This window comes from Geotalea daltonii FRC-32, from assembly GCF_000022265.1.
Taxonomy (GTDB): domain Bacteria; phylum Desulfobacterota; class Desulfuromonadia; order Geobacterales; family Geobacteraceae; genus Geotalea; species Geotalea daltonii.
Genome location: NC_011979.1, coordinates 3722205 through 3746675, shown reverse-complemented (window position 1 = coordinate 3746675; position 24471 = coordinate 3722205). Strand labels below are relative to the sequence as shown.

Genomic DNA, 24471 nt, shown 5'->3' with positions numbered 1-24471 from the left:
CTTTTCCTTTTGAATTTCAACTAATCGATCCTTAAGGGTTTATAGATTAAATCTCCTGTGAGGCATGGTCTGTGCTCTGCCTTCTTGCACTTTTTTAAGCGGAGGCTATATGAACAGCAAGTCATTGAAGAAAGTTCTTATTGTGGATGATGAGCAGTCAATCCTGAAGAGCCTTTCCTATGTCCTGAAGATGGATGGTGTGGAGGTTTTGGCCTGCAGCGAAATCGAGCAGGCTGAAGAAGCTCTGGAAAGCACCCGCTTCGACCTGGTGATAACCGATATCCGCATGTCGGGTGTCAACGGCATCGAGGGGCTGGAGCTTCTGACCTATGTTCGGGAACGTTACCACTCGGAAGTGATCATCATGACCGGCTACGGTACGGAGGAAATGGAGGCTGAGGCCTATAGGCGCGGAGCCCTGTGTTATTTCAGAAAACCGGTGGACTTGGGCGAACTGGTGAAAAAGGTGGCCGAAATCGGCATCCCGGTCAAGAGTACCTTTACTTGCTGATCAATGCTTTACTGCATTTAAAAATCAAAAGTGACAAGAGGTTCCCATGCTCAGCAAAATTCTTTTAGTCGATGATTCCTCTTTGATTCACCAGATGTACCGCCTGGTATTATCTCGCTACAACTGTGATCTCGTGGATGCAATGAACGGTCAGGAAGCTCTGGACAAGCTTGCCGAGGATAAGGACATTCAGCTGATACTCCTGGATATCAACATGCCGGTCATGAACGGCGTTCAATTCCTGGAAAAGGCCTCGGCTCTGGGGATCGCCAGCCGGATACCCATCATCGTCATCAGCACGGAAGGGAAAGAAGAGGATACCATTCGCTGTCTGAAGATGGGGGCGAAGGCCTATCTGCGAAAACCTTTCAACCCGTCGGACCTCCACGGACTGATTGACAAGATCATTCCCGAGCGGCCGCAGTCTGGCAATTCATGAACATGGAGTGAATGGTGAACAATACAGTAGATTTGTCGGTATTGCTGGCCGATTTCGTTGAGGACACAACAGGACACCTGGATGCGGTGGAAAATGCACTGCTGGAGCTTGAGAAGCAATATGGCCGGGGTGTCACCGATGAAGCGCTTGTTACCCAGATCCTGGGAAATCTGCATACGATCAAGGGCAATTCTGGGATGATGGGACTCGGCAGCATTCAGCAGTTAGTTCACAAGCTTGAGGCGGCCTTCAAGCAGGTTCTGGAGAGAAATATCCACCTTACCAACGGCTTCTTCGAAGCTATCTTTGCGGCCCTCAACAATATCCGGGAGTCACTGGCAAAACTGGTTGAGAACCCTGCGTACCAGGCCGATTTCAGTGACATCACCATGCTGGTGGAATGTGTTTCCAGCGGAGCGGTGGAGAAGGAAGGGTTCATTGCCACGGCGGACAAGAAAGAGGATAGCAGCTACATCAGCCAGAAAAGCAGTACCCTGAAGGTAAATTTCGAGAAACTGGACGATCTGCTCAACCTGGTGGGCGAACTGGTAATCCGCCGTACCGGCCTTCTCGCCCTGGAGTCTCGCATCAGGGAGATCAATGACAAATCACTGGTGGAGGCATTCACGGAGTCGAGCCAGCTGATCGGCGATACCGCGGCGCAACTGAGGGAAGCCATCATGAAGGCGCGGATGCTGCCGGTAAAGGTGGTCTTCCAGCGGTTCAACCGCCTGGTTCGGGATCTGTGCCAGTGCCACGGCAAAGAGGTGAACCTGGTTTTTATCGGTGAAGATACTGAACTGGACAAGACCGTTATCGATGAGATAGGGGAGCCGCTTCTTCACCTGATCCGCAATGCGGTGGATCATGGCCTGGAAAACCCCGAAGTGCGCAGGCGGAGCGGTAAACCTGCCAAGGGAATCCTCACGCTCCGGGCACGTCACGAAAACAATCATATGGTCATATCCGTTGAGGACGATGGGAGTGGCATCTCTCCGGAAAGATTGAGGAATGCGGCAGTCAGCAAGGGGCTGATCGACAGCCGGCAGGCACGTGCACTGTCGGATCATGAAGCGCTGCAGTTGATGTTCTTGCCGGGATTTTCCACCAAGGAGGAGGTTACCGAGACCTCGGGGCGCGGTATCGGCCTGGATGTGGTCAAGAATATTGTCGCTTCCTTCAACGGCATGATCGATATCGAGAGCGCCATGGGGGTTGGCACCACCTTTACCATCAAGCTGCCGCTCACACTTGCCATAATCACGTCGCTGATGGTGGAGGTGTCCGGTGATACTTACGCCATTCCCCTTTCGGGTGTGCTGGAGAGCATCAAGGTTGACAGGGGTGATATTCATGAGGTGGCGGACGGTGAGGTGATACAGCTGCGGGACCGGCTCCTACCACTGGTACGCGTCGGCAGTTTCTTCGGGCTTCCCCAGCTAAAGCAGGAAGAGACGGAATATGTGGTCGTTGTCGGCAGCGGAGAGCGTCGGGGCGGTCTCGTGGTCGACCGGCTGATCGGTCAGCAGGAAATCGTCATCAAGGCCATGGACGATTATCTGGGCGCACTGCCCGGCATTGCCGGGGGAACGATACTGGGGAATGGAAAAATAGCGCTCATCTTTGACATAGCGTCTCTTATCGGCAAGGCAAAAGGAGGGAGAATCGATGCAGGAAAATGACACGAAAACACTGCCGTCTTCGGGACTGGCTGAAGACATCCTGGCCCAGTACATGGACAAGGCGCAAAGGTCGCTGGATTCGGATCTGGTTGTGGCTGCCGCACAACAGGAGGACCTGCTCCACCACCTGGTCACCTTCAGGCTGGGACGGGAGGAGTATGGTGTCGATATCAGCTCTGTCCAGGAAATCATCCGAGCTGCCGATATTACCCAGGTGCCGGGTGCACCCTCCCATGTGCGTGGGGTTATCAACCTGCGGGGCAAGATCATTCCGGTGGTGGACCTGCGCACACGTTTCGGCATGGCTGAGGTGGAGGATTCGGAAGAGCAGCGGATCATCGTCATCGACATAAGGAACAAAAGGCTCGGCATGCTGGTAGACGGCGTTTCCCAGGTGCTCAAGCTTTCCGCTTCCGTTATCGAGGAGATTCCCGAAGAGGCAATCAGTGTCGACCAGAATTACATCAAAGGGGTGGGGAAACTGGACGGCCGGCTGATCATCATCCTCGATCTGAATCGTTCGCTCTTCCTTACCGATGGCGCTGCAATTTAAATCATTTTTGAATAGTCACATAGGGAAAAAAGGGAGGTATATGATGTTGGCAAACATGAGAATCGGAGTCAGGTTGGGATTGGGCTTTCTGCTGTTGCTGATGCTGATGATTATTGTGGGCGGAGTGGGGTACTGGGGGGTCAAGACCAGTACCGGCGCCACTATCAGGATGCTGCAAACCGACTCCGAGATCGCTGAGAATTCAGCCAGGGCCAGGGCAGACGTACTGGCCTTGCGCCGCTTCGAAAAGGACTTGTTCCTTAATGTGAAGGACAGTGCAAAGGTCACTGAATACAAGGGAAAATGGAAGGAGATGCAGGAACACCTGGCTGCTCGTATAGCTGATCTGGAGAAGGTGGTAAGCTCGAACAAGGACAAGGATGCTGTAAAAAGCATGAAAAGTGACATGGCTGAGTATGACAAGGGGATGGCTGGTGTCATGGCCATGATAGCCGCCGGAGAGGTGAAAACGCCGGAGGAGGGTAACAAGGCGATATCTGATTTTAAAGAGCCGATTCACAAGCTGGAAGCAGTGGCCACGGAACTGGCCCAACAGGGCATCGAGCGCATGCAATCCATGCAAAAGGTGATGACGGAGCTTGCCCGGCAGACGGTATCGATCATCGTGATCTGCATCATTGTGGCACTCTGTTTGAGCGTTCTGACCGGCGTTTTGCTGACCAGAAGTATCACCGGACCCCTGAGCATAGCCGTTGACACTGCCAACCGACTTGCCGCAGGCGATCTTACCGCGACAGTACTGGTGAAATCAAGGGATGAGGTGGGTCAGTTCATGTCGGCCATGAACACCATGACCGAAAGCCTGCGCAGTATGATCGGCAAGATAATGACAAGCTCGGACCAGGTGGCCTCAGCTGCCAACCAGATCTCCGCCGGCTCCGACCAGCTGACAAAGGCAGCCCACAGCCAGGCATCGGCGGCCGAGGAAACCTCCAGCACCATGGTGCAGATGGCGGCCTCCATCCAGACGGTGGCGGGCAATGCCGATTCCCTGGCCAGCAACGCCGATGAGGTGGCATCCACGGTTCAGGAGCTGGGGGCGACCAGCGAGCAGCTGGCCAAGGGGGCGGAAGTCATGTCTTCCTCTGTCGCCGAGACTTCCGCAACCATCGAGCAGATGACCGTTTCCATCGACAAGGTGGCGCAGAATGCCGAAGAGCTGGCTTCATCCGTAGCGGAAACTTCTTCCACCATAGAGCAGATGACCGTATCCATAGACCAGGTTGCCGGCAACTCCCAGGAGCTGCAGAGCGTGGTAACGGAAACAGCGGCCATAGTGGAACAGATGGCGGTATCGGTGGGCCAGGTGGCAAAAAATGTGGAAGAGGCTGACTCTGTGGCCAAAACGGCGGCAAAGGAAGGTTATGCGGGTAAGCAGGCCGTTGAAGAGGCACTTGCTTCCATGAACAGGGTGGCAGGGGTCATCGAAAAGACCGCCGACTCCATTCTCAATCTGGACAAGCGTTCGGAGGAGATCGGCAGCATCGTCAAGGTCATCAACGAGATTGCAGATCAGACAAACCTGTTGGCCCTCAATGCTGCCATCGAAGCGGCCCGGGCCGGCGATGCGGGGAGAGGTTTCGCCGTCGTCGCCGAAGAGGTGAGAAAGCTGGCGGAGCGGAGTGTCAATGCCACCAAGGAAATCGGCCTGGTCATCAAGCAGGTGCAGGTGGATACCAGCAATTCGGTGAAGTACGGGGAGTTGGCATCCAAGGAAGCCAAGGCCTCCATGGAGCTTTCCAATGTGGCGGGAAATGCCCTGGAGAACATCGTCAGTAGCGTGGAGCAGACCAGCAACCTGATGACCTCCATCTCTGCAACCGCCAACGAGCAGGCGAAGGCCTCGACCCAGGTGCTGCAGGCGGTGGACAGGATGAGCAAGTCATCGGCTCTCGTTGCAAATGCTGCCAAGGAGCAGGCACTGGGAGGACGTCAGATCAGGACGGCCGTGGAGAGGATGAACAACCTCACCCAGGAAGTAACCGGAGCCACCAAGGAACAGACACAGGGTAGCCGCCAGATCAGGGTGGCGGTGGAGAACATGAATCATGTCACCGGCCAGGTGGCGATTGCCACAAAGGAACAGGCCCTTTCTGCCCGCCAGATTGCCGATGCCATCACAACCATGAACAGCATGACCCAGTCGGTTGCCAATGCCACGGCGGAGCAGAAGAAAGGGGGCGAGATGGTTGTTGCGGCTGTGGAGAACATCAGCGACATCACCCGCGAAAATCTGTCTTCGGTGGAGCAGCTTTCCAAAGCTGCCCAGAACCTTTCGGCACAGGCGGTTGACTTGGCTGGCCTGGTGGCTGAGTTCAAGGTCAACTAGATGGTGAAATTTTGGTAAATACTGCGTTTATTGCCATTGAGAAGTTCATCCGTGACCGGAGCATGCTTTACTTCAAGGGAAACAAGAGGCAGGTCCTCAAGGCCAGGCTGGAGGAGCGCGTGGCTTTTCTGGGCCTGCCGGACCTGGCCTCTTACCTTGATTTTCTGCAGAATTCCGGCAGTGAGGAATCTGCTCTCATGGATCTGGTTACCACCAACGAGACCTTCTTTTTCAGAAACGGCTCCCAATTCGATTATCTGATGAAGAACATCATCCCGGCTATGGAAATAAAGAGAGGGATGCAAATCATAAGTTCCTGGGGAAAGGCAGAATCGCCCCCTTCTGCTTCCATCATGAAAATCAGGGTACTCTGCGCGGGCTGTTCCACCGGAGAAGAGCCCTATTCCATTGCCATGGCTCTGCTTGAATCCCTGCGCTATCCAAAGGCATGGGACGTGGAGATCCTTGCCGGCGATCTGAGTTCGGCCTGTCTGAAAAAGGCGGAAACGGGCTTTTATGAGGGAGAACGGTTGAAGGGATTGCCGCCGGCATTTCGCGAGAAGTACCTGGAATGTGTTGACGGCGGTGCCATGGTTCGGGAAGAGGTGAAGAAACTGATCCGCTTTTTTCCGCTCAACCTGCTTGGGGTTGTCAATGGCGAGTCTCTGCCGGTGGAAAACGGCTTCAGTGGTTTTGATTTCATATTCTGCAGAAACGTGATGATCTATTTTTCGATCGATACCCAGCAGCGCCTGGTAAATTCCCTGTACAACCTGCTGTTGCCCGGCGGGTTCCTCTTTACCGGTGATGCGGAGGCCCTGCATATTTACGATCACGGGTTTCAGACGGTTAATGATGCTGAATGCCTGATTTATACGAGAGTGGAGAAAAATGGACATGGCAAAGCCGCTTGAGGGTAAAAAGCCGATTGATTCCTGCATGGCCGACAAATCTGTCGAAGATTTGCTGCTGCTTGTGGGGGATCAGGATCTGGGATTCAGGGCTGAGGCCATGGATCAGGCACTTTCCATTGGCTTTCCGGAAATTTATCCAGTGCTGGAAAGTGCGGTGAGAAACGACGGTAATGCCGACCTGAGGAACGGGGCAATGGAAGTCCTGGTCAGATTCGGCCGACAGGCGGTTCCTGCCCTGATTGCGCTTTTGCGGGATGCGGATGAGGAAGTGAGGAATTTCAGCGCGGTAATGCTCGGGGATATCGCCAGTCGCGAGGCCCTTTACCCATTGATCGAAGCTTTGCGGGACCCGGATATCAATGTCAGTCATGCTGCAGCCGAGGCACTGGGAAAAATCGGTGACGATGCCGCTTTGCTGCCCCTCATCCAATTGCTGGAAGGAGATTTCTGGCTGCAATATCCTGCCGTGGTCGCCATGGGGGAAATGGCGGACAGCCGCGCAGTACCCCACCTGATACCTCTCCTTGACCATGAATTGCTGATGGACCCGGTATTGAAGGCTCTGGGCAAGATTGGCGATGCCAGGGCGCTGCCCCATTTGCTGAAAGTTCTTTGTGACGATCCGGAGAAGCACATTGCTGCAGCTGCCGGGGCCATCGTTGCCGTTGTCGAGAAGGGGGGCGCTGTTGCAAAGGACTACCTGGTGTCCTCCATTACCAGGCGAGGCATAGAAAACCTGTTGCGGCACCTTTCCAGCGGAAACGGGGATGGCAAGGGGGCCGCTGTGGCATTGTTGGGGCTTGTGGGCGAGAAGGCTGCAATCCCGACACTGTTGAGACTCCTGGAAGAGCACGATTACGAGGAAGTCGTGAAAAAAGCCATAACAGGCATGGCCTCTGCCGCCACCACCCTTGAGGAAGGACTGCTCCGCAACAGTCAGAAGGTCCAGGCGGTAGTCCTGTGTCTGTTGCGCAATCTGAACGGCAAGGTTTCGGTGGATCACCTGCTGTCCCTCTTTCATCAGGGCTCTCCCGAGGTCCAGCTGGAGGTGCTTGCTTCTCTGGCCGGCACAACGGAGCCCGAGGTATTCAAGCTGGCGGAATCCATGCTGGAGAACGGCAGTACCGCCAACTCCATGACTGACATGGCAGCAAAGGTGATTTCGCGATTCTCTCCCGACAGGATCAGCCCTCTGTGCAATCATCTCTTCCAATCTGCCGATCTGCAGCAGAGAATGGTTGCCGCCCTCGTTTCAGGCTATGCCGAAGCTGATATCTTCACCGATCACCTGTCGGGGCTGTTTGACGACAGGGAAGTTCTTGTCCGCCTGGAAGCGGTGAAAGCGGCCGGAAAATGGAAGAAAAAGGAGTTCTTGTCCCTATTGGTTTCCGCACTTTCGGATGAAGAAGAACTGGTCAGGCGGGAAGCGCTGTTTTCCCTGACCGAGTATGGGGAGGCTATGCCTGTGAACCATATCCTGGAGCAACTTGGCAGGCAGGATGAGCGGCTCGATTATGAGATCATCATGGCCATGGGCAGAATCGGCAGGACAGAAGCTGAAATGACACTGGTAGACTACCTGGCAGATGGCGGCATTTCCACCCGCCTGGAATTTGCCGTCATTGAAGCCCTCGGCAAGATCGGCAGCAGAAAAGGAGGAGGATGGCAAACCCTGTCCCGATACCTTGGTCATGGCGATCCCGATATCAGGCGGCTGGCCGTCCAGGCCCTGGCAAGCATTGCGGCTGGCGAATTTGTCGAGGAAATTGCCGAAGCCACACAGGACCGGCACTGGAGTGTGCGGGCAGCGGCATTGCAGGGACTGGGAAGATCTGGCTCCGATTCTGCTATTCCTTTTATTGCCGCAGCCTTGAAAGATCCTGATATTATGGTGAAGAAAAATGCCGTGTCTGCTCTGGCAGAAACGGGAAACTGTCTTGCCGTGCCGGAACTGGCGAAATGCCTTGCCGACCCGGAACTTGTCAAATACGCTAGTGAAGCGCTTTATGAGCTGGGATCGGCTCATCTTTCCCAGCTCCATGCATTGGCTGGAGGCAATGAACCGTTGTTGTTGCGTCAGGGAGTACTTTCCGTAATCGGCAAATTTGATGATGAGCAGAGCATGGGAGTCCTGGCTGACCTGGTAAAAAATGACCCTGTTGAAGAGATACGGACAGCAGCCAGTCATGCTCTTGTCCTCAGAGGAGGCCGGGCCTGATGCTGGCCAGGACGAATGTCCTGGAGAAACGGGACACTAAATGATGGGAAGCTCTGCCAAACCGGTCATGACTTCAGAAGAGTTCAGGCTTTTGAAGGACTACGTGGCGTCGAAATTCGGTCTGAAACTGGAGAGCAGCAGGAGGGAGGCACTGTCTCTCAAGCTGTTACCCCACCTCCGACAGCTCAGGCTTTCCACCTTTTCCGAATATTATGCTTACCTCAAGTTCGGCCCGCAAGCTGCGGAAGAGCTCAACACCTTCATTTCCCTCCTGACCAACAATGAGACCTATTTTTTCAGGGAAGAGAGTCAATTGAATGCTTTTTCCCAAGCTATGCTTCCTGCCCTGAAAGAGAAGAAGCTGAGAGATGGCGATAAAACGCTGCGGATCCTTTCAGCAGGCTGCTCTACGGGGGAAGAGGTCTATACGTTGGCCATGCTTGTTCTGGAATCGGGCTGTTTTGCCTGGAGTTGGGATGTGCGCATAACGGGCATTGATGTGGACCATAAAGCTATTGCACAGGCGAAGAAGGGCATTTATGCGGGGCGAGCCTTTCAATCGACACCTGCTCGGTATCTCAAGCGCTATTTCAATGAATGCAGTGAAGGCTATCAGGTAAATGAGGCGGTTCGAAGCATTACCCGCTTCATGGTGGGCAACCTGCTGGATGTGGACCTCCTGCCGGAAGGTGGTCTGGACATTATCTTCTGCAGGAATGTGCTGATCTATTTCGGGGATGAAACAATCAAAAGCATCGTGGAAAATCTCGCCCACTCTCTGAGGGATGAGGGGCTTCTTTTTCTCGGCCATTCCGAATCCCTGTCCAGGATTACTACCTGTTATCTTCCTCTGCGCTTGCCGGAGGCAATTATCTACCAGCTGAAAGGGAAAAATCCCACATGACCGCAAATGGGCAACGGAAAATACGGGTGTTGGTGGTCGATGATTCGGCCTTCGTGAGAAGGGCCATAGTCCGGATGTTCGAGAACAGTTCGGACATCCAGGTCATTGATGTGGCCTCCAATGGAGAAATGGCCATAGATATGATCAAATCCCTGAAACCGGACGTGGTGACCCTGGATGTGAAGATGCCGGTTTTGGATGGTCTGTCCGCCCTGGAAAGGATCATGAAGGAATGCCCGGCGCCGGTGATCATGCTCAGCTCCCTGATGGAGAAAGGGGGCGACAACACACTGCGCGCCCTGGAACTGGGGGCAGTGGATTTTGTCGACAAATCTGCCGCAGGCGGTGCTATGGATATTTCCGTGCTTGCCCGGGAACTGATCTCCAAAATCAGGATGGCGGCCCAGGTGGATGTGGACAAACTCCGGGTGGGGGAGGGAAGAGAGGTCTCGCCGCCGGTCCAGGTGGTGGCGGAAAAGAGGGAAACGGAGGTCGTGCTGATCGGTACATCGACAGGTGGGCCACCGGCATTGCAGAACATTCTGACCAGGATTCCCGCTTCTTTCCCCTGTCCCATACTGATCGTCCAGCACATGCCTGCCGGTTTCACTGCGCCATTAGCGGAACGGCTCGATCGCCTTTGTGCTGTACCTGTCAAGGAAGCGAAAAACGATGAGGCGGTAATGCCCGGTACGGTCTATATCGCTCCGGCCGGAAGTCACCTGAAGTTGAAAAGGGAGGGGAATCACCTGCTCGTTGTCCTGGATTCCCTTCCGGAGGGGACGTTGCACCGGCCCTCGGTAGATGTGCTCTTTGAATCAGCAGCAGCTGCCTGTGGCGGTAAAATCCTTTCCTTTGTCCTGACCGGAATGGGCAGGGATGGAGCCTCGGGCGCCAAAGCCGTCAAGGATGCAGGAGGCAAAGTTTTTATCGAGTCGGAGAAAACCTGTATCGTTTTCGGCATGCCCAAAGCGGTTATGGATACTGTAAATATAGATGGTGAAATTCTTCTCGACAAGGTGGCAGAGACCATGATCCGGTCCTTTTGACCCGCAAACTTTTCCGGCGTTGGAATAAACCTCCGGCTCACGGGACGAGCCCTCTTAGCTGTTGCGCTTTGGCTTTCTGCTGTGTTATAAAGCTCGGTGCTGTCAAGGTGGTCGAAAAGAGGGTATTCCATGGCCGATGAGAAAGTCCTGCCGTTTATAGAACATCTGGTGGAGCTGCGAAAACGGATCATCATTTCCTTCATTGCTGTTGTCATCGGCATGGGAATATCATGGAACTTTTCCAACGATCTGCTTACTTTTGTCGAAAAGCCCTTGACTGGCAAGACCTATCTGACCGAACTGAAAAAACAGGTCTATAACGAGGTGAAGGAACGCTATCCCTCGATCTACAGCCGCTATAAACTGGATGAGGAATTCAAGACCTCCGCAAAGGAGAGGGTACTCAATTACAGTGCGCCCCTTGAGCCTTTCTTTATCCAGTGCAAGATTTCCATCATTGCCGGATTGATCCTGGTGCTGCCGGTGCTTTTCCATCAGGTGTGGCTGTTTGTGGCGCCTGGGTTGACCGGCAGGGAACGGAGAATGGTCATCCCATTCGTTACGGCCAGTACCATCAGCTTCTGCGCCGGTGCAGCATTTTTTCTCATCGTCATCTGGCCCGTCATCATCAACTTTTCCCTTTCCTATGAGGCACAGGGACTTCAGAGCTGGTTCAATCTCAGCGCCTATGTCAACTTCTGCCTCCGTCTGATCCTCATGTTCGGCCTGATCTTCGAACTGCCGGTGCTGGCCCTCCTGCTGGCCCGGTTCGGCATCGTCAACTATCAATTGCTGGCCAGAAACCGCAAATACGCCCTCCTGGCCAGTTCCATAATAGCTGCCTTCCATGCGGACCTGATCACCATGTTCGTCATCATGGTGCCACTGTACCTCATGTACGAGGTCAGTGTCTGGGTGGCGCTTATCTTCGGCAAAAAGAAAATCAATCCGAGCGAAACCAGGACAGGCTGAGCCTTTGGCTTCAGACAAATCTATGAGAATAATAAAAGATCTTTCCCGGATAACAGAGCCATTGACCAATGCCGTGGTCACTGTCGGCAATTTCGACGGTGTACACCTGGGGCATCGGGAAATATTCCGCAAGGTAAAAAAGGCTGCAGCCGATTCGGGAGGAGTGTCGGTAGTCGTGACATTTATCCCCCATCCATTGAAGGTCCTGGCTCCCCAGAAAAGCCCGCAGTTGATCAATACCTATGCCGAGAAGGAAACACTTATCGAGGCGTCGGGCATCGATTATCTGGTGGAGATTGCCTTTGATCATCAATTTGCCTCGACCACAGCCAGAGACTTTGTCGCAAATATTCTGGTTGGCAAGCTGGGGATGAGCAAGTTGATCATAGGCTACGATTATGCATTCGGCCGCAACCGTGAAGGCAATGTGTCGCTACTTACCCTTTTGGGAGATGAATTTTCCTTTAAGGTCGAGGAGTTGAAACCGATAAGCAATGGGAGTACCATTTTCAGCAGCACGGCCATCAGAAAGATGATTGCAAGCGGCGACGTCAAGGGGGTGGTTCCCCTGCTGGGGAGGCATTTCTCGGTAGGTGGCACGGTTGTCCACGGCCATCACCGCGGCAAGGGGCTTGGTTTCCCCACGGCAAACCTGGAGACGGAAAAGGAGTTACTGCCTAAAGACGGTGTTTATGCAGTCAAGGTGAAAGTGGATGGGGTTTTTTATGCCGGCGCCTGTAACATCGGAACCAATCCCACGTTCAAAAACCACGCCTTGTCTGTCGAGGTCTTTCTCTTCGACTTCGAGGGGGATCTCTACCAGAAGGAAATCAGGGTCTACTTCATCGACAGGATCCGCGATGAAAAAAGCTTTGCGGACGTTTCTTCCCTGCAGCAGGCCATAGCCGATGATATTCAGCGGTGCCGTGACATTTTGAGCAAGGCTTTCGTTATCGAATACGACGAATACCTGAAGGATTGAACTTGTCCGGGAAAACGATCGACAAAAAGCTTCTGGCGGGGGTAGGAATCAGCCTTTGCTTCATGGTGCTGCTCTTTCGCAAGATAGACTTCGACAAGGTATTAGAGGCCTTCAGGGCGATGGACTACCGCTATCTGTTGCCCGTGGTGTTCCTGACGTTTGTCAGTTACTATCTGCGAGCGGTACGGTGGAAATATCTGCTTTTGCCCATCAAGCGGACAGTCATGGCAAACCTTTTCCCCGCCACCATTATCGGCTACATGGCAAACAACATCCTGCCGGCGCGATTGGGTGAATTCGTCAGGGCATATGTTCTGGGACAGAAAGAGGAGATCGAAACCAGCGCTGTTTTTGCGACGCTGGTTGTGGACCGGCTCTTCGATGGTTTCACTGTTCTGCTCATACTGCTCATAACCTTTTTTACCGTAAAGCTGCCGGCCGGCATGGAAAATGTCCAGGATGGCCTGAAAATGGGAGGCTACGTCACCCTCGGCGTTTACCTTGTGGTGCTGGCATTTCTCTTTCTGCTGAAAAAGAGAACCATGCGCACCATACATGTGGTGGGCGTATTGCTGAGACCTTTTCCTGCCAAGGTTTCAGAGAAGGTGATACCTCTCCTGGGGTCATTCATCTCCGGCATTCGTCTCTCTTCCAGGCCCTCGGAAATACTCATCCTCCTGTTTACTTCCTTCGCTGTCTGGGCCACCTGCATCTGGCCGTTGCATCTGATTCTTCAGTCGTTCAACATAACTCTGCCCATTACCGCTTCCATGCTGATCATGGTTTTTCTTGTCTTTGCCGTTATGGTGCCGGCGTCGCCGGGCTATGTGGGAACCTACCACGCAGCGTGCGTTTATGGCCTTATGGCATTCAACATTTCCAAGGAGCAGTCTCTCAGTGTGGCTCTGGTTATGCACGGGACCGGTTTTTTCCCTGTGATCGTGGCAGGATTCTACTATCTCTGGCGCGACAAGGTTTCTCTGAAAAAAATAAGCGAAAACAGCGGTCAAAGGAGAAATTGATTGAGTAATTTCAGGTGGACTGAGAGAATTGATCCATTTGCGGTGCTTGCCTTTACGGTGCCGCTTACCATTTATCTGCTGACTCTCGCTCCCAGTGTCACATTCTTTGACAGCGGCGAATTTCTCACGGCCATCTTCTCCCTGGGTACCGCCCACTCCCCTGGCTACCCGTTATTTGTCAACTATGCCAAACCTTTTACCTATCTGCCCTTTGGCAGTATTGCCTTTCGTGTGAACTTTGCCACTGCTGTTTCTGCAGCTGCTGCTTGCTATGGCGTTTATCTCATTGTCTGTCATCTGCTGGCCGGCGAAGAATTAGATGCAAATGCCAGGCAGTCCGAAATTTATAAAAAAATCATCGCTCTCTGTGCTGCAACCAGCTTTGCCTTTTCAGCCAGACTCTGGCTGCAGTCCAATCACGACAAGCCTTACCCTCTGATAGCCTTCTTGTCCGCAATGGTCTTTTATCTTCTCCTTCTCTGGAGAGATCGTTACCGTCAGGGAGAGGAGCATTCTGCCTATATCTATTTGGGTGCCTTTCTTTGCGGACTGGCTTTTGGCGCCCATCAGACGATCGTTCTTTTGCTACCTTCCTATGCGGTCCTTATTCTTACCATGAACTGGCGGCTGATCTGGCGGATCAAGGAATTTATCCTTGCCCTGTTCTTCGGCGTCCTCGGGTTTGCGGTTCATCTTCATTTGCCGGTCAGGGCGATGCAAAACCCGCTTCTTAACTGGGGTGATTCGAAGACCTTGACCCAGTTTCTCTGGAACCTGCTGCGCAGGGGTTATCCTTCAGAAAAGCCGGTGAGGGACCTGAGCCTGCTTTGGGACCAGATAAATGCCTTCAATATACCCTATGAATTTACCTGGGTCGGGCTGGTGCTGGTTTTAATCGGAGTCTTTGCTTTTCTGAAAAAGAGATGGGACGAGATCCTGGCTTACCTGATAGGCATCCTGTTTTTTCTGCTGGTTATTGCCGGGTATTTCAATACCCCCCTTGACATGATTTTCCTTACGGAGGAATTTTTCACCCCCCTGTATTTGCTTTCTGCGGTCCTCATCGGCCTGGGACTTTTTGCCCTGGTGCAGAATGCACTGGCTCTATTTCCCTCCTCGATTGTCTCGACCTTGCCCGTTAAAACAGCTGTCGCACTTCTCCTGCTTGCTTTTCCAGCAACTGTATGCGCCCTGCACTACGTTGAAAACGACCAACATGAAAACTATATAGCCTATGACTATGCCAGCAATACGCTCCGGTCCCTGCCACAGGGCGCCATTCTCTTCACTTGGGGTGACAGCGGTGCGTTTCCGCTCTGGTACCTGCAGGGCGTGGAAAAAATGCGAGAAGACCTGGATCTTCCCCATACTCCACATCTGGTTTTCAACTGGTACCTCGACACTTTTCCCCAGCTCTTCCGACACAGCATGCTCAGGTCCATTCCACTGGAGTCGCAGGCCCCGGAAAATGCACTGCAACTGGTCATTGTGGAACAATACGACCGAAAGCCGGTCTTTGTGGATTTCTCCACTCGCTACTCGATTCAGTTTCCGGATTACCGGCTTTTACAACGGGGTATCTGCTATCAATTGATTCGAGGAAAGGGGGAAGAGCTTTACCCCGATCTCACCGTCTGGGACAACTATATCCTGCGTGGCATTTCCGGTGAGATGTTTTTCCGAGATCTGGATACGGGCAAGGCGATCCTCATTTATGCAAACAGTCATCTGGAATCTGGAGAAACATTGCTGCGAATGCGCCAGCTTGGTCAGGGAGTGGCGGAATTGCGGGCTGCTGAGAGAATCGCACCGCAGATGCAGATGCAGGTAGCACAGATCCTCAGTGGGTACGGAATCAGATGAAACCAGCAATCTCAGGTTGGACAAAGGTTCTCGGCATCATAGGCTCACCGCTGAGCCATTCCCTTTCTCCGCTCATGCATAATGCTGCCCTTGATGCGCTTGGCCTTGATTATGTCTATGTTCCTTTTCCTGTCTCTCCAGATCGGTTGGGAGAGGCGATCCAAGGATTGAAAAGCCTGGGAATAGTCGGCTTCAATGTGACTATTCCCCATAAATCGGCCATTATTCCATATCTTGACAGATTGAGCCCAGAGGCTGAGTTGGCGGGGGCTGTCAATACCGTCAACAGGGAAGGGGACTTGCTGGTGGGATATAATACGGATGGCGCCGGTCTGTTGGTTTCCCTGAAAGAAGATTTGGCATTTGAGCCTGGCGGAGCGAAGGTTCTCATTCTCGGGGCTGGTGGCGCCGCAAGGGGCACCCTTGCTGCCCTTGGCAATGGGGGGGCGGTTTCGATCACTGTGGCAAACAGAAACAGAGAGAAGGCAAATGAGCTGATCGGCCATTTTGCAGGGGTGTTCAACAAGATCGAATTCCATTCCATTTCTTTGGAGGTGCTCTTATCGGCAGAGCACTTGCAACGGTTCGATCTGGTGATCAATACCACATCGGTGGGAATGAATAATACGTCTTTTAACGGATTTTCCGGATCCTCAATAAAAGGGGTATCTGCCTCCTTTTACGACATGGTCTATGCACCTCCCATAACCCCCTTTCTTGAGTTGGCTCGCTTACACGGGTGCAGAACGGCCAACGGACTTGGCATGCTTGCGGCACAAGGGGAAATTGCTTTTTCACACTGGACTGGCTTAGCCCCCCCGAGAGGCCTTATGAAAAGCTGTCTTTTGACGGCGGTGAAGGGGAACTAATGCTTGACTTAATAGTCGTTACAAAATACTATTCGTAGGGTTCGACTTAATTAATCTGAGGATTTCTTATGCATGTAAGCAGGCTGGGAGAGCTCCTGGTCAAAAACAACATCATAACCAAAGAGCAGTTGACCAACGCTCTCCAGGAACAGAAGGAGGCGGGCGGCCAGCAGCGCTTGGGTTCTATTCTCATAAAAAACGGTCTTATTTCCGAACCTGACCTGACATCCTTTCTCTCCAAGCAATACGGCTTCCCTTCCATAAACCTGCAGGATTTTGAAGTCGATCCTGCTGTCGTCAAGATTATTCCAGTCGACATTGCCCAGAAGTACCAGATCGTGCCGGTGAACAGATCAGGTGGCACCCTGATAATCGCCATGTGCGATCCTTCCAATATATTCGCCATAGATGACATCAAGTTCATGACCGGCTACAACATTGAAGTGGTTGTGGCGTCTGAAACCTCGATCAAAGCTGCCATTGACAAGCTGTACGATCAGTCGGCCTCTTTGGCCGATGTAATGAACGATTTCGAGCTGGATGACCTGGAAGTTGTCGGGGATGAAGAGGACATAGATGTCTCGTCCCTTGAGCGGGCCACAGAGGATGCTCCGGTTGTCAAACTGGTGAACCTGATCCTTACCGACGCGATCAAGAAGAAGGCCAGTGACATTCACATAGAGCCATATGAAAGAAGTTTCAGAGTCAGATACAGGATTGACGGCATTTTGTATGAAGTCATGAAACCGCCGATGAAGCTCAAAAATGCCATTACTTCGAGAATCAAGATCATGGCCGAGCTGGACATCGCCGAACGCCGCCTGCCACAGGACGGCCGCATCAAGATCAAGCTGGGCGGGGGCAAGGACATGGATTTCCGCGTCTCCGTTCTGCCTACCCTGTTTGGCGAAAAGATCGTTATGCGGCTTCTGGACAAATCAAACCTGCAGCTGGATATGACCAAGCTGGGATATGAAGAGGACGCTCTGGCGGCCTTTCAAAAGGAAATCCATAAGCCGTTTGGTATGGTTCTGGTCACAGGCCCAACCGGCAGCGGCAAAACCGTATCGCTTTACTCAGCCCTATCCGAGCTCAACAAGATAAGTGAAAATATATCAACTGCCGAGGACCCGGTCGAATTCAACTTTGCCGGGATAAACCAGGTGCAGATGCACGAGGATATCGGTCTCAACTTTGCCGCAGCCCTCCGTTCTTTTTTGCGCCAGGACCCGGACATTATCATGATCGGCGAAATCCGTGACTTCGAAACGGCAGAAATCGGCGTCAAGGCGGCATTGACCGGCCATATGGTACTTTCCACCCTGCATACCAACGATGCACCGTCCACTATCAACCGTCTGTTGAACATGGGCATTGAACCCTTTCTCGTTGCCTCTGCAGTAAACCTGATTACAGCACAGCGGCTCGCCAGAAGGGTATGTTCAGAGTGTAAGATTATCGATGAAATTCCTGTCAACGCTTTGATCACCGCAGGCGTTCCAGCCGAGGAAGCCTCCTCCTTTGTCTGTTACAAGGGGGCCGGTTGCCCCAAATGCAACGGTACCGGTTACAAGGGGAGGGTTGGCTTTTACCAGGTCATGCCCATGCTGGAAGAAATACGGGAACTTATTCTCAACGGTGCGAACACAGCCGAGATCAAGCGGGAGTCCATGCGCCTGGGCATAAAAACCATGCGCCAATCGGGGCTGACCAAGCTGAAGGAAGGGGTTACGTCTTTCGAAGAGGTGCTGCGGGTAACCGTTGCTGACGATTAGGGGGAGATCCAAAGATGGCTAATTTACATCAATTACTGAAAGAACTGGTTGAGCGAGGTGGTTCGGACCTCCACATCACGACCAATACTCCACCCCAGATAAGGATCGACGGCAAAGTCACCCCGATGGATTTTCCTCCGCTAACTGCCATCGAAACAAAACAACTCTGTTACAGCATTCTCACTGATGCACAGAAACACAAATTCGAAGAAGAGAGCGAGCTGGATCTGTCCTTTGGCGTCAAAGGGCTGTCAAGGTTCAGGGGCAATGTCTTCGTCCAGCGTGGCGCAGTGGCCGGGGTGTTCAGGGTCATTCCCTATAAAATTCTCACCTTTGAGGAACTGGGCCTGCCGCCGGTCGTAAAGGACCTGTCCGAGCGGCCAAGAGGCTTGATCTTGGTTACCGGGCCTACCGGCAGCGGCAAATCAACCACCCTTGCGTCAATCATCGACAAGATCAACACCGACCGTCACGATCATATCATCACCATTGAAGACCCCATCGAGTACCTGCATCCCCACAAGGGGTGTCTGGTCAACCAGAGAGAGGTGGGGGCCGATACCAAAAGCTTCAAAAATGCACTCAAATATGTGTTGCGCCAGGATCCTGATATTGTGCTTGTCGGTGAGCTGCGAGACCTTGAAACTATTGAAGCGGCCTTGACCCTGGCCGAAACAGGTCATTTGTGTTTTGCTACTCTCCATACCAATTCCTGTGCCCAGACCATCAACCGCATCATAGATGTGTTTCCGCCTTATCAGCAAACCCAGGTAAGGACGCAACTCTCCTTCGTTCTTGAAGGAGTTCTGTCCCAGACCCTCATCCCAAAAATGAACGGGGGAGGTAGAGCACTGGCCCTGGAGGTAATGGTGCCGAACCCGGCCATCCGCAACCTGATCCGGGAAGATAAAGTACATCAGATCTATTCCCAGATGCAAGTAGGCCAGGACAAGTTCGGCATGCAGACCATGAATCAATGCCTGTTCACCCTTTATAAAAGACGTATCATATCCGTTGATGATGCTTTGGGAAGATCCCCTGAGCCGGATGAACTGAAACAGATGATTTCTGCCGGCGCCATGCAAAATGCCCAACGGAGATCGTGAATTGTATAAATCAATGGCTTCAAACGTGCTGACTGATCCGAGCAGAAGTCATGGAGACGGGAGGGAAGATGCCTAAATTTGATTGGGAAGCAAGAAGCAAATCCGGATCAGCGCAAAAGGGTGTCATGGAGGCTCCAAATGTCGCCATGGTGGAAGCACAGCTGAAGAAGTTCGGTTTTACAGGCATAACCATAAAAGAAGCCGGCAAAGGTCTCAATTTCGAAATAAAATTTCCCGGTGGCGGGAAAAAGATAGAGACTAAGGATCTTGTTGTCTTCACCCGTCAGTTTGCCACGATGATTGATTCCGGGCTGCCGCTGGTCCAATGTCTGGAAATCCTTTCTGGCCAGCAGGAAAACAAATCTTTTAAGGAAATCCTTATCAAGGTAAAGGAAAGTGTTGAGAGCGGTTCTACCTTTGCCGATGCCCTTTCAAAACATCCCAAGGCCTTTGACCAGCTTTACGTGAATCTAGTAGCTGCAGGGGAGGCGGGTGGTATTCTCGATACCATTCTTAACCGGCTTGCGGCTTACATAGAAAAGGCCATGAAGCTGAAAAAGCAGGTTAAGGGCGCAATGGTCTATCCTATTACCATTATGTCCATTGCCGTCATCGTAGTCGGTGTCATATTGGTTTTTGTTATTCCAACCTTTGCCAAGATGTTCGCTGATTTTGGCGGAGAACTGCCTGGACCAACCAAGGTGGTCATTGCCCTTAGTAGTTTCCTGAAAAAATATATAATTGTAATAATCGGTGCTTTTTTTGCTCTAAAGGTCGCCTTCAGCAAGTACTATTCAACTGTAAATGGCCGTAAGGTCATAGACCAGCTGGCATTAAAAATGCCTGTCATTGGCCCACTGATCAGAAAGGTTTCCACCGCTAAATTTACCCGAACATTGGGAACGATGATCAGCAGTGGCGTGCCAATCATGGATGGTCTTGAAATCGTAGCCAAAACTGCAGGCAACGTAGTAGTAGAAAAAGCCATATATGATGTACGGCAGGCTATTTCCGAAGGGAAGACCATGGCTGAGCCTCTGGCTGCCTGCGGGGTATTCCCGCCAATGGTCGTGCAGATGATATCCGTTGGTGAAGCGACTGGCGCCATGGATGCCATGCTGAATAAAATCGCCGATTTTTACGATGATGAAGTTGATGATGCTGTCGGTGCTCTAACGTCAATGATGGAACCTATGCTTATGGTTTTCTTGGGCACAACTGTAGGCGGCCTTGTTGTTGCAATGTACTTGCCGATCTTTAAGCTTGCCGGTGCCGTCGGCGGTTAGAATGTCGGATAAAAAAAGGCTATTCTGGTTCATTTTTTTGAGGGTGGTGGTGGTTTCCTTTTTTCTGGTTTCCACCATCATCCTCAATCTGAATGGACCTGATTCCATAAATGGCATAGCCTTCTATGGTCTAATTAAGGTAATTATTGCCACTTATGCCTTTTCCATTGTCTCCTTATTAATTTTAAAGGTCTCCGACAAACTCAGCAAGGCACTGACCTATGGTCAGATCATCTGGGATCTGGCCCTTGTAACTTTCCTTCTCATCTTCACCGGCGGTATTAACTCCCCTTATTCTTTCCTTTACTTTCTTTCCATCATCAATGCCAGTGTTTTCCTTGCTCGAAGGGAAGCCTATTATACAGCATCGTTGTGTGGCATTCTCTATGGCGGCATCATTGATCTGCAATTTTTCGGAAGCTTGATTCCTTTTGGTTTGAGCCAGTACCCTGCTCAACAGTATGGTATTCGTTATATTTTCTATACTGTTTTCCTCAACATAGCCGCGTATTATTTGACTGCATTCCTGGCCGGCCATCTCTCCGAACGTGCAAGGGTAAGTGAAACTGCTCTTCACGACAAAGTAGTGGATTATGAAGAGCTGGAAAGGCTTAACAGCTCAATAGTCTCAACGCTCAACAGCGGCCTTCTGACAATAAACGAAGCCGGCAAAATCCGGGTTTTCAACCCTTATGCGGAGATATTGACCGGCATCAAGCAAAATGAAGCTTATGACCGTTTACTGGTAGATATTATTCCCGATTTTGCTATTTTTATGGGAAAGTTTCATGAGCCAACACAAGGCGAACTTGATTTTTTCGACAAATTTGGAAAAAAGAAGGTACTGGGCTTTAAATCTGTGCCGCTGACCGATAAAGACGATTCTGTGATGGGTGTCATACTGGATTTTCAAGATCTGACCCAGTATAAGCAGATGGAAGCCAAACTAAAAAGGGCTGATCGGCTTGCAGCCGTCGGGGAGCTCTCTGCCCGTATGGCCCACGAAATAAGAAATCCACTGGCTTCCATAAGCGGTGCTGTACAATTAATTGCTCAGAGCGATGCCACCTGTGCCAAAGACAAACAACTGCTTGGCATCGTTCTGCGTGAGACAGATCGGTTAAATGAGCTGATTCGAGATTTTCTTGAATATGCGCGTCCCACTCCTCCTGCAAAAATCCATTTAGATCTTGCATTATTAATCCAGGACCTTACATCTTTGCTGAAGGCTGATCATAGATTTACAGGCATTTCCGTAGACATGCACATTCCGAAACGGACAAAAATAGATTTTGATCTCCAGCAATGCAAACAAGTATTCTGGAATTTATTGGTCAATGCAGCTGAAGCCATGCCTGGTGGCGGCGAAATATCTGTTAGAGCAGAAGTTATCAGTGATATGGCAAGCGGGATTTCTGTCGGTGACCTGATAAAGATCGAGGTTATAGACAACGGTATGGGCATGAACCCCCAGGATGTAAAAAATGTTTTCGAACCTTTTTTTACCACCAAGGCTAATGGTACCGGCCTTGGTTTGGCTACGGTATATAGAATCATTGAAAGCCATGGCGGGATTATCCTAGTGGACAGTAAGCAAGACCAAGGTACCAGATTTACTGTTTTCTTACCCCAATCTGTAGGGGAACGGCAGAAATAAAGAATAGCGGGGATTAATATGGCTGCAACTATCATGGTTGTTGATGATGAACAGAGCATGCGAGAGTTTCTCGTGATCTTGCTTGAGAGAGAAGGGTACGCTGTCCAACAATGTGAGAGTGCTGCCTGCGCTTTAAGTCTCCTTCAGAGCAGCGGCTTTGATCTGGTTATTTCCGATGTAAATATGCCTGGACTTAACGGGATGGAGCTCCTGGAGCGAATCAAGAGCACTACTCCTGAGACGGCAGTTTTAATGATTACTGCCTATACTACGGCAGAGCAGGCAGTGGAGGCAATGAAACTAGGGGCCTATGACTATATTGCCAAGCCTTTCAAAGTTGAAGAAGTGAAGGTGCTGGTAAAAAATGCTCTGGAGAAGAGCAGCCTGCAGAAGGAAAACCGCCGATTGAAACACGAAGTGCAGGAACTCTACGGTTTCAGTGGTCTGATCGGCAAGAGCAAAAAAATGCGGGAACTGTATGACCTGATCGAGAAGGTTTCATCCAGTACAGTTAATGTTTTGATTTTAGGTGAAAGCGGCACAGGCAAAGAGCTTGTGGCAAAGGCAATCCATTACAACAGCTCCCGTAGCGGCAAGCCTTTTGTTGCCGTCAATTGCGGGGCCATTCCAGAAACACTCATTGAGGCTGAACTCTTCGGACATAAAAAAGGCTCCTTTACTGGGGCCATAGCTGATAGAGCAGGCCTGTTCGAGCAGGCGGAAGGCGGCACGCTTTTTCTCGACGAAATAGGGGAACTACCTCTGCAGTTGCAGGCCAAGCTACTGCGTGTCCTGCAAGAGCGGGAGTATCGACGTGTCGGAGGGGCAACGGCCTTAAAGGCTGATGTCAGAATAATAGCGGCTTCTAACCGTGATATGGAGCAGCAGGTGAGAGAAGGTTCTTTTCGCGAGGATCTGTTCTACCGATTAAATGTAGTGCCTGTGAACATGCCGCCATTGCGCGAACGAACAGAGGATATCCTGCCGCTCGTGGAACATTTTTACTTCAAACTTACTCAATCCGCGGACACTGCTGGGGCCATCTCGCCAGAAGCTCTGAAGGCCCTCATGAACTACTCTTTCCCCGGAAATGTTCGGGAATTGGAAAACTTGGTAGAGCGGTGTCTTGTATTGGGAAACACGACAATCACTGAAGTATCCTTGCCGTGCCAGGTGCTGAACGATAAGAGGACAGAGCCCGCTGCTGGCGATATTGAATTTTCTGCTGAAGGTATTAACCTTGAGGCCCATCTAGATAGTATTGAGAAACGGTTTCTAACGCAAGCCCTCACAAAGAGCAACGGGGTTAAAACCAAGGCGGCGTCCCTCCTTGGATTGACCTTTAGATCCTTCCGTTATCGCTTGGCTAAATTCGGAATGGATGAGGAATAATGACAAATATTGCCTTGACGCAGTTGACGAAAAATGTCACTCTGGGAGCTGTAAAATGTTTCATTTTGCCATGTTTGGCATTGAGAGGGTAAGCAGTTATAAATTAACACCTTGAAATTACAACATATATGTTTCTGTGAACAATTGGTACATCTTTAGCAGCAGCAGTAGTAAAATTTATAGCTGCCTGATGTGCCGGGATAATTCCTGGCAGGTTCATGTCCAGCAACAATCCCAAAGGGAAAGGAGAAGAAAATGTTAAACAAGTTAAGAAACAAAGAAGGCTTTACCCTGATTGAGCTCTTGATCGTCGTAGCGATCATCGGCATCTTGGCAGCCATTGCCATTCCGCAGTTTTCTGCCTACCGTGCCCGTGGTTTCAACGCCTCGGCTCAGAGTGATGTACGTGGTTTGGCCACCTCAGAGGCCGCTCTCTTCGGAGATGCACAAGTCTTTGGCGCAACCCAGTTCATAGCAGCGCCTGTTGCACCTGCTCCACCAGTGTTCCTAGCTTGGGCCGGTGGTCCTGGTATTATGTTGCTTGGACCAACAGGAAATCCCGCTGGTGGTGCTTTTATCCCGTCTATCAGCGCTACAGATGCGAATGGTGCGACCAGAGGTATCCAAATTCCCTTGGGTAACAATGTCGATATAGTGGCTGGTACCAATCTCGCCGCTGCTGCTATTCTCGCCAATACTACCTTTACCGCGGTTTCCAAGCATGTTACAGGCAACACCTACTTCGGCGTTGACGGTGACACCACTGCCATCTACATGAAGGCAGCTGCCGGCTCCGAAGGAACACCAATTCCTGCACTTGGAGCTGGTGTCCTTCCCGCATCAACAACAGGTGACGACTTCTCTGGTGTTGCTGGACCTGGTCTCCCCGCCGGCAACTGGGCTGCCAAATAATAATCACTATGTAAC

At 51.6% G+C, this 24471-nt stretch carries 20 protein-coding genes; all 20 read left to right on the top strand.

Annotated elements, in window-relative coordinates; translation table 11 throughout:
- Positions 1–109: 109 nt before the first annotated feature.
- The 20 genes from GEOB_RS16850 (at position 110) to GEOB_RS20625 (ending at position 24456) form a co-directional block, all read left to right on the top strand.
- The gene (locus GEOB_RS16850) at positions 110–511 is read left to right on the top strand and encodes a response regulator (RefSeq protein ID WP_012648459.1); all 402 of its coding nucleotides are present in this window, start codon (positions 110–112) and stop codon (positions 509–511) included.
- Between the two features lie 46 nt (positions 512–557).
- Positions 558–950, top strand: coding sequence for a response regulator (locus GEOB_RS16845; protein ID WP_012648458.1), 393 nt, complete (start codon positions 558–560; stop codon positions 948–950).
- 11 nt (positions 951–961) lie between these two features.
- Complete coding sequence (locus GEOB_RS16840) at positions 962–2632, top strand: chemotaxis protein CheA (protein ID WP_230198977.1); 1671 nt, start codon at positions 962–964, stop codon at positions 2630–2632.
- Positions 2619–3185 carry a chemotaxis protein CheW gene (locus GEOB_RS16835; RefSeq protein WP_012648456.1) on the top strand — a complete coding sequence of 189 codons (567 nt, stop codon included), beginning with the start codon at positions 2619–2621 and terminating at the stop codon, positions 3183–3185. Before GEOB_RS16840 ends, GEOB_RS16835 begins: the two co-directional genes overlap by 14 nt.
- A 40-nt stretch (positions 3186–3225) precedes the next feature.
- Positions 3226–5535, top strand: a complete 2310-nt coding sequence (locus tag GEOB_RS16830; RefSeq protein WP_230198976.1) for a methyl-accepting chemotaxis protein — start codon at positions 3226–3228, stop codon at positions 5533–5535.
- 11 nt (positions 5536–5546) lie between these two features.
- Positions 5547–6449: a CheR family methyltransferase gene (locus GEOB_RS16825; protein WP_012648454.1), complete on the top strand. Its 903-nt coding sequence runs from the start codon at positions 5547–5549 to the stop codon at positions 6447–6449.
- Positions 6433–8667: a HEAT repeat domain-containing protein gene (locus tag GEOB_RS16820; RefSeq protein WP_012648453.1), complete on the top strand. Its 2235-nt coding sequence runs from the start codon at positions 6433–6435 to the stop codon at positions 8665–8667. The genes GEOB_RS16825 and GEOB_RS16820 overlap by 17 nt, the downstream gene beginning before the upstream one ends.
- Before the next feature lie 40 nt (positions 8668–8707).
- Positions 8708–9571: a CheR family methyltransferase gene (locus GEOB_RS16815; protein WP_012648452.1), complete on the top strand. Its 864-nt coding sequence runs from the start codon at positions 8708–8710 to the stop codon at positions 9569–9571.
- Positions 9568–10620 carry a protein-glutamate methylesterase/protein-glutamine glutaminase gene (locus GEOB_RS16810; protein ID WP_012648451.1) on the top strand — a complete coding sequence of 351 codons (1053 nt, stop codon included), beginning with the start codon at positions 9568–9570 and terminating at the stop codon, positions 10618–10620. Before GEOB_RS16815 ends, GEOB_RS16810 begins: the two co-directional genes overlap by 4 nt.
- Positions 10621–10749: 129 nt before the next feature.
- A complete protein-coding gene (tatC, locus tag GEOB_RS16805) occupies positions 10750–11592 on the top strand; it encodes a twin-arginine translocase subunit TatC (protein WP_012648450.1) in 843 nt (280 codons plus the stop codon).
- Between the two features lie 22 nt (positions 11593–11614).
- Positions 11615–12574 (top strand): bifunctional riboflavin kinase/FAD synthetase, encoded by a 960-nt coding sequence (locus GEOB_RS16800; protein WP_012648449.1) that lies wholly within the window; start codon positions 11615–11617, stop codon positions 12572–12574.
- Positions 12575–12576: 2 nt separating this feature from the next.
- Complete coding sequence (locus GEOB_RS19990; RefSeq protein WP_012648448.1) at positions 12577–13596, top strand: lysylphosphatidylglycerol synthase transmembrane domain-containing protein; 1020 nt, start codon at positions 12577–12579, stop codon at positions 13594–13596.
- Positions 13597–15459: a protein O-mannosyl-transferase family gene (locus GEOB_RS16790; RefSeq protein WP_012648447.1), complete on the top strand. Its 1863-nt coding sequence runs from the start codon at positions 13597–13599 to the stop codon at positions 15457–15459.
- Positions 15456–16328 (top strand): shikimate dehydrogenase, encoded by an 873-nt coding sequence (aroE, locus tag GEOB_RS16785; protein WP_012648446.1) that lies wholly within the window; start codon positions 15456–15458, stop codon positions 16326–16328. Before GEOB_RS16790 ends, aroE begins: the two co-directional genes overlap by 4 nt.
- 68 nt (positions 16329–16396) lie before the next feature.
- Complete coding sequence (gene pilB / locus GEOB_RS16780; protein ID WP_012648445.1) at positions 16397–18103, top strand: type IV-A pilus assembly ATPase PilB; 1707 nt, start codon at positions 16397–16399, stop codon at positions 18101–18103.
- A gap of 14 nt (positions 18104–18117) precedes the next feature.
- Complete coding sequence (locus GEOB_RS16775) at positions 18118–19209, top strand: type IV pilus twitching motility protein PilT (protein WP_012648444.1); 1092 nt, start codon at positions 18118–18120, stop codon at positions 19207–19209.
- Between the two features lie 68 nt (positions 19210–19277).
- Positions 19278–20495 carry a type II secretion system F family protein gene (locus tag GEOB_RS16770; RefSeq protein WP_012648443.1) on the top strand — a complete coding sequence of 406 codons (1218 nt, stop codon included), beginning with the start codon at positions 19278–19280 and terminating at the stop codon, positions 20493–20495.
- A 1-nt stretch (position 20496) separates the two neighbouring features.
- Entirely contained in the window at positions 20497–22152 is a 1656-nt protein-coding gene (locus GEOB_RS16765) for a two-component system sensor histidine kinase NtrB (protein WP_012648442.1), read from the top strand.
- Between the two features lie 18 nt (positions 22153–22170).
- Positions 22171–23544, top strand: a complete 1374-nt coding sequence (locus tag GEOB_RS16760) for a sigma-54-dependent transcriptional regulator (RefSeq protein ID WP_012648441.1) — start codon at positions 22171–22173, stop codon at positions 23542–23544.
- Positions 23545–23799: 255 nt separating this feature from the next.
- Complete coding sequence (locus tag GEOB_RS20625) at positions 23800–24456, top strand: prepilin-type N-terminal cleavage/methylation domain-containing protein (RefSeq protein ID WP_012648440.1); 657 nt, start codon at positions 23800–23802, stop codon at positions 24454–24456.
- Positions 24457–24471: the final 15 nt, after the last annotated feature.